This is a genomic window from Mucilaginibacter sp. (assembly GCF_039921305.1).
Classification (GTDB): Bacteria; Bacteroidota; Bacteroidia; order Sphingobacteriales; family Sphingobacteriaceae; genus Mucilaginibacter.
In genome coordinates this window covers 54,303-66,466 of sequence record NZ_JBDSCA010000055.1, presented here as the reverse complement: position 1 = coordinate 66,466, position 12,164 = coordinate 54,303, and the positions used below count along the sequence as shown (strand labels likewise).

Genomic DNA, 12,164 nt, shown 5'->3' with positions numbered 1-12,164 from the left:
GTTTAACAAAATTTATGTGTTTTATTTAAAAAGCTAATTCATTATACCCAAACAACACTACGTAATAACACCAACATATACAATTGGTTACAGCACGCCCAGTAAGCCATTTTTTCAAATACCTTATCTGTTAAGTTTAATAAAATTGTGTAGATCTGGATTAAAAACCTGGTTAGGGAATTTTAATAAAGCTGGATGTTAAATTGAAACGACACGCCTGTAGCGTACGAAAAATGCGTAAAGATTTCTCCATAGTTTATTTTAATTTAGTTGGTTTATTGGTTATGTTAAAAGTGCTTAAATGTAAATTAAACACTTTTCATAGTGTTAAAAATAGGTACAATAAATACAATAACTATCCTGTTCCATCCTGAATTAATAAATTGATTGCAAACCACAAAATGCATTGAAAATTTGATACGATTTTAACAAAATCGATGTCATTAACATAAAACAAACCACAAAACCAGTGCTTAGTAAACAAAAAAAGTGTATAAACTACGGTAGTTTATACACTTTCTATTCCAAAATTTGGTGCCAAATAACCAATTTTTAGAAGTTGCACCCTCATTGTTGCAAAATGTTTGAATATATCGGGCTTTCCCTGGTTTCTATTTTACTATGGTAACCTGTAGGTTTACAGTTGGTAAACCAGCCGATGTTGCTGTTAATACCGCACTGCCCGCTTGTTGTTTTGATTGAACTATTGCCAGTGCTAAACCGTGAAACGCCTTACGGTTATGAGTTTGAAAAGACTCGTGACTTACCGGGTCACCGTTATCTGTGGCGGTAATTACAGCCTGGCCATTAATGGTAAAGTTTATCGTATTATCCGCATCCGGAACTACGTTGCCATCCTTATCTAATACTCTTGCTGTAATAAACGAAAGATCGCTACCATCGGCTTTAATCGTTTTTCTATCGGTGGTTAATTCAATTTTTGCAGGGGCGCCCGCGGTTTTGATCTCACGGGTTAAAACGACCTTGCCATTTTTACGCGAAATTGCTTTTAATGTACCAGGTTCATATTTTAAACGCCACATTACGTGCAAATCGTCGCCGGCTTTCTTCTTCACCCCTACCGATTTGCCATTGAGATACAACTCAACCTCGTCGGCATTGTTATAGTATGCCCATATATCAACGGTTTTGCCGGGCTCCCAATTCCAGTGTGGGAAAATGTGCAGCACGGTTTTGTTTGTCCATTCGGATTGATACATGTAGTATACATCTTTTGGAAAACCAGCCAGATCAACTATACCAAAGTACGAGCTTCGCGATGGCCAGCTATATGGCGTAGGCTCACCTAAATAGTCAAACCCCGTCCAGATGAACATCCCCGAAAGGAAATCGTATTTTTTCATCACTTTCCAGGTTTGCTCGTGGGTTGAACCCCATGGTGGTGCAACGTTATCATAAGCCGATACGGTGTGGTCTTCATTCATTCCCTTACCATCTTTAGTTGGCCATTTCCTGATACTGTCTGATGGCATTTGGTAAAATCCACGTGTTTCAAGTCCCGAAGTGGTTTCCGTCGCGATGAACTTTTTACCTGGATACCTGTCGTGAAATTTAGCGTAGTCAAACTCATGATAATTGTAACCAATCAAATCAATAGCTCCTGATTTAATGATCTGGTTCCGGGTATCAGGGCGGTCATTCGCGGTTGTGATAGGGCGCGTGTTATCCAAACCATGAACAATAGCTGCCAGTTGGGGCGCTATGCGCAGGGCGCTGGTATCGCCTTGCTGAGGGATCTCGTTACCAATGCTCCATATCATTACACTTGGGTGGTTACGATCGCGTAGTATCTGATCTTCCAGATCGCGTTTTGCCCAATCCTTAAAATATAAGTGATAATCATATTTTACTTTTCCTTTTTCCCAGCAATCAAAAGCTTCGTCCATAACAATGAAACCCATTTTATCGCAAAGATCAAGCAGTTCTGGTGTTGGTGGGTTATGTGATGTACGGATGCCATTGCAACCCATTTCTTTTAAAATCTCTAATTGCCTTTGTAAAGCGCGGTAGTTAACTGCGGCACCTAAAGCGCCAAGATCATGATGATCACACACGCCTAAAATTTTCATTGGCTTACCGTTTAACGAGAAGCCTTTATCGGCATCAAAGTTGAAATAGCGGATACCTAATGGAGTGGTGTATTGATCGATAACAACATTACTGCTCACTATTTTTGTTGCTACCTTATATAGATATGGTTTTTCAACCGACCATAATGTTGGATTAGCAACCATAAATTTTTGAGCAGAAGCTGACACTACACTTTTGGTAGTTTGGCTTGCCACTATTTTACCACTGGCATCCATCAAATTACTAATCAACGTTACCGGAGAATGATCGCCTTCCGGACGTTTAACATCTATGGTTAAATTTACGGTGGCTGATTTTGCGGACACATTGGTAGTAGTTACATACGTTCCCCATTGATTTATCGCTATCTTATTAGTTGTAACCAACCAAACATTACGATAGATACCCGAACCTGAATACCAGCGTGAATTTGGTTGTACCGAATTATCCGCCTTTACAGCAATGGTGTTTTTTCCACCAAAATTTAGGTAAGGTGTCATATCATACCTAAAAGAGATGTACCCATTCGGGCGAAAGCCTAACTCGTGCCCGTTAACCCAAACCGTACTTTTTTGATAAACACCATCAAAAGCGATATAAACCTGTTTGCCTTTTGATGATGCCGGAACGGTAAACGTTTTACGGTACCAGCCTATACCGCCGGGTAATGCGCCTCCTTCGGGTGTTGCCGGGTTATCTTTACTGAACTCCCCTTCTATGCTCCAATCGTGCGGTAAGTTTAATTTACGCCATTTAGAGTCGTCGAGGCTAATGTTTTGCCCGTCGTTAACGTCTCCTAATTTAAAGTTCCAATTCTGGTTAAAATTGAGTGTTGTTCGCCCATCCGTTTTTTGAGCAAAGGATGATAGCGCCAACCCAGTTAAGCATAGCAGTAGGTAAATTTTTTTCATTTGGTTACTATTGTAGGTTTAACAATTATTTGCTAAGGTAGCCAATAGTTAAAAACAACAAAGCAATAAAACAACAAAGGGCAGCCTAAATTGACTGCCCTTTGTAAATCTAAATCTTATTAATAACCTGTATTTTGGGTATATAAGCCAGGTGCAGCATCTAATTGCGATTGCGGAACCGGGTAAATAACATAACCAGGAATAACCTGGTTCATTTGCTTTTTAGCTGTTCCGTCTTCAGCAGTTATCCACGCGTTCATAATGGCTATTAAATTACCACTACGTTGCAGATCAAACCAACGTGAGCCTTCATCAGCAAACTCTTTTCTTCTTTCGTCAAAAAGTTGTGCCAACGTAACATTCAAAAGAGGCACTGCCGCGGCATTGGCTCTGGTCCTAATCTGATTTACAATAGCATCAACATCTGTTTGTGTGCCACCACCTGTAGCTCCTCTTAGTATACATTCGGCTTTCATCATTAGTATATCCGTATATCTTATCGCGATAAAATTGATTCCCCAATCAAAACGGCTACTTGATGGCAGTTTAGTTAAATCAATATACTTTTTAAAAAACGGGCGTGCCTCTGTACCGCTCACATCGGTATAAGGCGTAAGGTTTATATTGAATGCTTTACGTACATCAGCTGTAGCATAAGAGTTTGTTAAATCATTTGATGTGGGGATGATCTCTAAACTACCATTTGATTTTGAATCATTTTTAACTGCTTTAAACCATTGATTTGGTGCAAGCTGCCAAACAAAATCGGCACCATACACTGCGGCTGTACCGCTTAAGCCTGTTTGATACATTACATCAAATACAGCCTCTTTATTGGTAGTTGGGCTTTGATTGGTGTACGAAAATATGCTGGCATAGCTGGGGTTGAAAACAAAACCGCCATTAGTAATAATATCATTTATCAGTGGCAAGGCCAGCCCCCATTCGTTTAAGCCTAAACCCGGACCATCGATACCATAAGTTACGCCAGAACGTGCCATGTATACTTGTGCCAAGGTAGCTTCGGCAGCGTATTTGGTTACGCGGCCAACATCAACACCTGTGTATGAGCCAGGCAAATTGGCTATGGCAAACTGCAGATCGGCGATGATGAATTTATAAACATCGGCTACCGGACTACGACCTATTGTATTAGCTTCATCAGATAATACAGGATGGTCAATAACCGGAACTTTTCCGAAATATTTTACCAGATCGAAATAATAAAATGCACGCAAATAACGGGCTTCGCCTTGCAAACGTGTAGCGAGCGATGCTGAACCAATGTTTGCACCGTTGGTAGTAATTTTACCAAGCAAAGTATTTGCCCTTAATATACCGTTAAAATTAGCGGCCCAGGCTTCTTCAACATAGGTATTGCCAGCAATGGCCCGTTGAAAATTATTAATCGGATCCCAATCGCGCACACCTAAGCTTGATACGCCGTAAATATTATCTGATCGTATCTCCGAAAGAAAAAGTAACCTATCGGGATAATTTCTCAGATCGTTGTAAACACCGTTTATGCCCTGGATAAAGTCGCTTGCAGATTGGTAAAAGTTATCGGTAGTGCCTAATGATATGGGTGCCTGGTTAAGGTCTTTATTACATGATGATACAAAGATCATCGATGCTGTTATAATTGATAGAAAGAATGTCTTTTTCATTTTTAATAATTTAAGAATGATTAAAATGTAAAGTTTACGCCAAAGATCAGTGATTTAGCCAATGGCAAACCACCGTAATCACCGGGAGAAAGATAACTTGAATTTCCGCTCAAATCAGTGTTTGATGCCTCCGGATTAGCTCCCCCGTAGTATTTATCATGGCCAAAGAAATTTTCGGCTGTGATGTAAATACGTGCAGCGCTTATTGCTTTCACTTTTAACACACTACCTAAGTTGTAACCCAAGGTGATATCACGTACACGGATATAATCTGATGAGTACAACCAATCGGTATTAACTATCCTGCCAAAAGTTGAAAAAGCTTTGCTTACTCTACCTGCACCTGGGTTATCAGGAGATATCCATCTTTGGGTATAGTAAGCTGGCGCGTTATCAGATACGCCCTGACCTGTACGGGTTATCGCACGGCCTAATAATGAATATATAGAGCCACCATTTTGACCTTGAACTAATACACTCAGATCAAAACCTTTGTAACGGAAGCTGTTGGTAATACCCCAGGTATAATCTGGCGATGGATGACCAACTATCTGGCGATCGTTACCATCAATTACACCATCGGGAACACCATTAGGCCCACTAACATCTTCGTATTTAGGATCTCCAGCGGTTTCGGTACCGAATAAAGCCGCGTGATTCGCAATATCGGCAGCGGTAAGTATACCAACCTGTTTTACTACATACACACTATTTAACGGTTGCCCTACTTTTAATATAAAGTTGGAGATATCAAACGCCGAGGGAATTAATATCTGTGTTTGACCCGGGCCTAAAGCCACCACTTTATTGGTATTATGACTTACATTTAAAGTAGTACTCCACTGAAATTTACCTATTAAGTTACGTGTTGTTAATTCCAGCTCTTCGCCAATGTTTCTAACCGATCCTAAGTTGGTAAGGTAAGTTGAAAAGCCCGTTGTTTCGGGCACCTGAACGTTTAATAATAGTTCGGTATTCAATTTATTGTAGTAATCGAATGAACCAACTATACGGTTGTTCAAAAATCCGAAATCAATACCACCATCGTAAGTTTGCGATCTTTCCCATTGCAGATCTGGATTAGCCAGCCTTCCGGTTGCCTGGCCTAATGCTGCTACCTGTGTAGCGCCAAATACGTAACCGGCTGATGTAAGGGTAGAAATTGAATTGTAATCGCCACCTAAATTATTTGAACCGTTAACACCGTAACTTACCCGTAGTTTTAAATCACTTACTACAGGTATTTTTTTCATAAAGCTTTCTTCTATCACACGCCATGCTAATGACGCTGATGGGAATACGCCATATCGGGTAGCCAACCCAAACCTCGACGAGCCATCGGTACGTAAACTGGCAGATAATAAATATTTATCTTTATAAGAGTACTGGACACGTCCAAAGTACGATAGCAGCACATTTTGAGTAGCGCCGTTACGGTTAGGATCAAGCGCGCCGGTGATACCTGCCGCAGCATTTAATGTTTGGATACTACCGCTGGTATACCCCCCCGTTGATGACAGGTTTGAAAAATCGGAGTGGTCGTAGTTATAAGATTGGCCTAACAATAAATTCAAACTATGATCTTTATGAATTACCGTATTGTAGTTTAATGTATTCTCGTTTACAAAGGTTTGCCTTTTATAAGTACTAAATGAGCCCGATGTATTAACATACAAATTGGGGTTTGTTGTAGCATTAAAAGTACGGCTTGCCAATGTGCTGGCTACAGTATAAGGTGTATATCCGCGCGATGCGTTATCGGTATTATCTAAGTTGATAGATGTTCTGAACGTTAAACCTTTGATGATTTCGTACTCGCCAAAAATAGTGGCCAGAGTACGATATTTTTTTGTTTCACCTACTATGTTCTCCAACTTACCTAAAACGCCATTGGTTGTATTACCCCAGGCATATTGGCCATTACGAAAAACGTTAGGATAATTACCAACGGTATCTTCCTGCACCGGTGTAAAGCTTAGTGCCTGGTGATAAATATTATCTTTCCCCTCAACACCCGGATCTTCGGTAATTGAGTATGTTGGCGCCAGGTTAATACCTACTTTTAACTTTTTTGTGATTTTCAAATCAACATTGGCTCTAGCCGAATACGCTTTGTACCCTACACCCTTCACAAAACCATCCTGATTAGTGTAATTTCCGGATATAAAATACTTTACAGCATCGGTACCACCACTTGCAGAGACCTCGTGATTTTGCATGGCTCCTTTACGAAATATTACATCTTGCCAATCAACAAACTCTAAACCTGGGTGCCCTGGCAACGCCCATCGCGGATCCAGCATATAAGCTGTTGAAAAAGCACCGCCATTATTGGCCAGCCTTGTAGCAGCATTATCATTTGCAGTGGCACCTTTACTTGTACCAAAAGTATTTACATAGTTTGCATTAATCATTTCGGTAGCCCGGTCTATCCAACCTTGTCCATCAAGCATATCCAATTTCCTGGCAGCTTGATTATAACCTACATATGCATTGTAACTAACTTTAGGAGCGCCTGTTTTACCTTGTTTGGTAGTGATCAACACAACACCGTTTGATGCCCTTGAACCATAAATAGCGGCAGCTGCGGCATCTTTAAGTACTTGTATTGATTCGATATCGTTCGGATTAATATTATCCAACGGGTTGCCCGATGCAAAATTACCCGCGCCATTTGTTTGCGCAGTTGCTAACGGAAAGCCATCGATAACATATAAGGGTTCGTTACCGGCGCTAATTGAGCCTGTACCACGTACCTGTATGCTAAACGCTTTACCCGGTAAGCCGGTAGTTTGTTTAACAGTAACGCCTGCTAACTGGCCAACCAAGGCCTGATCAACACGGGTTATAGCGCGCTCCTGAAAACTATCGCCCTTTAGGTTAGCTACTGCACCGCTAATATTGGCACGCTTTTGAGTACCATAACCAACAACTACAACTTCGTTCAATTGCTTGTTGTTTTCGGTTAAGGTTACGTTGATAACGGTTTGGTTATTAACCGGAACTTCTTTAGGGTCAAATCCTATAAAAGAGAATTCTAATATACCTGTCCCGTCAGGAATACTGATAGTGTAATTACCATTGTTATCTGTAGCGGCAGCAGTGTTTGTGCCTTTTAGTTTTACGCTTACACCTGGCAAACCAAAACCAGTGTTATCGCTTACCTTACCTTTTACAGTATATACGTTTATGGCGGCATTAATAGCGGCCTGTTTTTCGGTAGCTAACTTTTTCAGTTCTTCGTATTGCGGAGTAACGTTTAGCACGATATGATCGTTTATAACACGATAGGCTATACCGCGCTCAACTAACAGCTTTTCCAAAACCTGGCGCAATTGCTGATCGGCGGCGTTAAAGGTTATTTTCTGATCGGTTTTAACGATATTTTTGCTGTACACAAATTTAATACTGGCATTTTTTTCCAGCTTTTTGAGCGCTGTTTCCAGGCTGGAATTGTTCACAGCTACGTTAACTGTGCGGTTAAGCACATCCTGAGCTTTGAGATTTTTTGCGAATGAGATACTACTTATGAGTAGCGTTATCAATAGCTGGCTAAAGGTGATCCTCATAATTTTCCACCAGGTATTAGAGCTTAGTAAATAAAATTTCATAAATTCGTTTGTTTTATTTTACGCTTAAAATGAGACAATTAATCCCCTATTGTCTGTTCACGCAGACATCATTCTCGACGGGGGGTTTTAGATTTAGCCGGGAGTGGTGATGACACTCTCGGTTTTCTTTTTCTGAAATGCGGCTTTCTATTTCTTCATATTTTCTTCCTTTGATTTATGTTGGGTTTAATTGGTTTTACGGTATAATACAATTTGTGTATCGTCAATAGTATAACCCGCGTTAAGCGAGTTTTGAAGCATCTCCAGAATGGCCGGCAGGCTTTGATCGGTAAAATCGGCTTTCAATAAATATTTGCCAAACTCTTTATCTTCGGTATAAATATGCATACCATAGTGGTTACGCAAAGTGGTTAATACATTATCCAAAGGCACGTTATCAAATGATTCGGTAACTTTACCCCACATTCGCATAGCGGATTTTTCATTTTCTTTACCCCGCATTAAAACCTTATTAGCGTAGCTATAGACTACCTTTTGCTGAGGATAGAGCATTACCTCGGTTTCATCCTTTTCGGGAAGTTTAACTGATACCTTACCTGTTACAACAGAAACCTCGGTCTGAATGTTTTGAGAAGATTTAATACGGAAACTTGTGCCCCAAACACGGGTAATAACACCGCCCCCATCAATAATAAAAGGATGGGCATGATCTTTCGTAACTTCAAAAAAGGCTTCGCCCGTCATTTTAACCTGACGATAAGCCCCTATAAATTTTTTAGGATATTGAAGTTTGCTCTTAGGACTCAACCAAACCACACTCCCATCAGATAGCGTTTGCTTGTAAATACTGCTGGTTTGGTTTTCAACCATCATTTGCTCCGAAGCGGTGGTGATGATACTATTTGCCGCACTTTGTGATTGCCTTTTACTGTTCAGGTTAATTCCCCAAACTATCAAAAGCAAGGCAGCTATCCCCGAAAGGGCATAAATTAATTTAACAGGGAAGCTTCTGCGGGGTTCAAATACAGCTTCTTCTGCTCCGATGGGTTTTACAGATGCCCTGAATTTTTCGAGCATCAGCATTTTCATTACTTCCTGCTCCTGCTCGGTTAAAGCATCAAAAGGATCTTCCTGATCTTCGAACGAATCATACCACTGGTGAAGCATAAATGTCTCCTCATCGGTACATTTTCCGTCAATATATTTATACAACAGTTGTGGTGTGATAAAAAATTTCATTCAATAAAACAGGTTTATATAAAGGCTTATATAAACAATGACAAGCGAAAGCGCTACAACCCTTACTCTGAATAAAATTTTTATTTTTTTTACGAGACTCTTTTCACTTAGATAAGACCATGAACGTAATACGCAATTTTGGTTACTGTACCTTTACCAGCGATACATCATCCACATAACAAAAAGCGTTTGCTGCACCTTCTGTCATAAAGCCGATCTCAACCTTTCCATCCTTAACAGGGATATTAGGTAGTGTAATGGTTTGCCATAATATGTTTTCTTGTTTGATACTGTACTTGAGCGTTTTGCCATTGCTCGCAGCGTACATTTCAAGCCTGCCAAAATCAGTGCTATTTTTCACCTTAGCGGTTAGGGTATAAAATCCATCTGTTATGGTTACATAAGACGATGAAGCAATTATCTGTGATACTTTGCGCTTAAAGCTGATCTTATCGCTGATATTGAGGCTCTTTTCGCCTATCACAACCTTCCTGTCGCTTTCGGTGTTAACATGGTTCAATACAATCGAATCGGCGCTGCCAATCTGGATTTGGTTACCCTCAATAACTGTAGTTAACCATCCTGTTAATTGTTTTTGAACCGGTTTAACAGGGCTGGGGATATTTTTACGATCAGCCTCAAAGCTGCCGTTCTTTACATAATTATTATCACCGGCTGCTTTCCACTTACCCGTTTGGGCATCCAGATCCCAGGAACTGAGCGAATTAAAATACGGCGTTTTACCATCAAACGAAAGCGGGCACCATTGGTTATATCCCAATCCGTTGCCGGCGAAATCGGCCCACCGGTCGCCACAGAAAACTACAGTTTCTTGTTCGCTGCCTTTCGCCGTAACAAAAAAGCCAGTTTGGGTTACATGTGCATAATCGTCAGAACAACCGTTAATAACCTGCATATTATCGGTTGGTTTGTAAGGCCCCCTGATGTTATCGGCTACCAGGTAATAGGCAAAAGAAGCATCCCACCCATAAATGTTTGACGCGCACATGTAATACCTGCCCTTGTACTTGAACATGCAATTCCCTTCTCGGCTTTCGCCATGAAAAACCTGCGTACAGTCTAACAGATCAACTTTACCATCCTTAATACCAATTTCGGATACATAGATCTTGTTCCGGCCTTTTCCGTAAGAGTAAATAAGATAAGATTTACCGGTATCTTCATCAGTAAATACAGTTTGATCGCCGGTATTGGTAGTGCCTATCATGCTCTGCATACTTATTTCCTGATGAAAAGTAAACTGCCCTGTGGGCGAATCGGAAATGTTGATGAGCACTCTACCGCCATGCTGAACAAACATGGCATACTTATTTAATTCTTTGATATAGGCTACCCCTAAGCGGCCCACCCAGGTTTTCCTCCCATTCTGATTGACACTATTTTTGGTTAAAACATCGGCCTCAAATTTCCAATTTACCAAATCGGCAGAACTGTAACAGGTTACAGATTCAAAGGTATCGCCGTGTTGAGTTATGTATGGTGCATTGCGATAATTTTCCGCCTCTTTATAATGAACGCCATACCAGTAATACTTTTTTACTTCGCTACCCGGATCGGTAAATTTAAATATACCACCTCCCTGACTGTAAATTGGCTGCCCGTCTGTCGTATTCCAAAATACATCGTTTTTAATATTGTGGGTTTGTGCCTTTACAATATTGGCACTGCATATCAAAAAGCATATTAATAAGCTAAAATAAACAGCTTTCTTAATTATCGTGGACTGCATCATTCTTTTGGATCAAGCTACTAAAGTAACACAGGTTAATTGGCTTATAAAAATGCGCTATTATTGGGATTAAGGCATCCTGTACTGTTCTGATGAATTGTACAGAAAATTCTTTCCGGGTAAGGTTTTAGAAGAATAACAGAGCGTTCAGGTTAACCCGCAAACGCCTGATGGCTTTGGTTAAATGACTCTCCACAGTTTTTTCGGATATGCCTAATTGGGCGGCAATCTCTTTGTTTGATTTATTTTCCTGGCGGCTCATTTCAAACACCGAGCGGCATTTTGTTGGCAGGTAACTTAGTTCTTTTTGCAGGTTAAAATAAACATCCCTAACGTTTAGGGTTTCTTCGGTAGTATTATCTACATCGGTTTTAAACAGGCGTATAAACTGGCTATAGGCCTGTTTACGGGTTTCTTTGGCCATGTAATTAAGCACCAGGTTACGTACCGATGTATAAATATAACCCTCGAAAGATGTTTTAATGTGCATTGTTTTACGCCCGGCCCACAGGTTAGTTAAAAAATCCTGCACAATTTCTTCGGCAACTTCTTTTGACCGGATGCGCTTGTAAGCAAACGCATAGAGCTTTTTCCAGTGACGGTAGTATAATTCTTCAAAGGCATCCATCCGGTCATCCCTCACCATAACCAGCAGATCGGAATCTGTAAGGTTTTTGAGCGTAGATTGGTCGGATCTTGAAGCCATTCTGTATAAATACTTAAATAAAATAGCCTACCAAAATGGTAGCATTTTCCACAACCCGTTAACGGTTAATAACCACAAACGGTATATATGTTTTCAAAAAAATGTAGCCTTAGGCTATAATCAATTGGTTTGTAACAAATATAATACCCAGTAAAGTTACAACTGTCCTGAACAATCCTGCTCTAAAACAGTGGTCCCCCCGCTTTTTAGAGCGGAGGCATATACTTT

At 40.4% G+C, this 12,164-nt stretch carries 6 protein-coding genes; all 6 read right to left on the bottom strand.

Annotation, left to right across the window (positions count from 1 at the left end; all coding sequences use genetic code 11):
• Positions 1-611: 611 nt before the first annotated feature.
• Positions 612-3,002 carry a beta-galactosidase GalB gene (gene galB / locus ABIN91_RS17005; protein WP_348052488.1) on the bottom strand — a complete coding sequence of 797 codons (2,391 nt, stop codon included), beginning with the start codon at positions 3,000-3,002 and terminating at the stop codon, positions 612-614.
• Between the two features lie 119 nt (positions 3,003-3,121).
• A complete protein-coding gene (locus tag ABIN91_RS17000; protein WP_348052486.1) occupies positions 3,122-4,669 on the bottom strand; it encodes a RagB/SusD family nutrient uptake outer membrane protein in 1,548 nt (515 codons plus the stop codon).
• A 20-nt stretch (positions 4,670-4,689) separates the two neighbouring features.
• Entirely contained in the window at positions 4,690-8,280 is a 3,591-nt protein-coding gene (locus tag ABIN91_RS16995; RefSeq protein ID WP_348052484.1) for a TonB-dependent receptor, read from the bottom strand.
• Positions 8,281-8,466: 186 nt separating this feature from the next.
• Positions 8,467-9,480, bottom strand: coding sequence for a FecR domain-containing protein (locus ABIN91_RS16990; protein WP_348052482.1), 1,014 nt, complete (start codon positions 9,478-9,480; stop codon positions 8,467-8,469).
• A gap of 142 nt (positions 9,481-9,622) precedes the next feature.
• Positions 9,623-11,233, bottom strand: a complete 1,611-nt coding sequence (locus tag ABIN91_RS16985) for a family 43 glycosylhydrolase (RefSeq protein WP_348052480.1) — start codon at positions 11,231-11,233, stop codon at positions 9,623-9,625.
• Between the two features lie 124 nt (positions 11,234-11,357).
• The gene (locus ABIN91_RS16980; RefSeq protein WP_348052478.1) at positions 11,358-11,936 is read right to left on the bottom strand and encodes an RNA polymerase sigma-70 factor; all 579 of its coding nucleotides are present in this window, start codon (positions 11,934-11,936) and stop codon (positions 11,358-11,360) included.
• Positions 11,937-12,164: the final 228 nt, after the last annotated feature.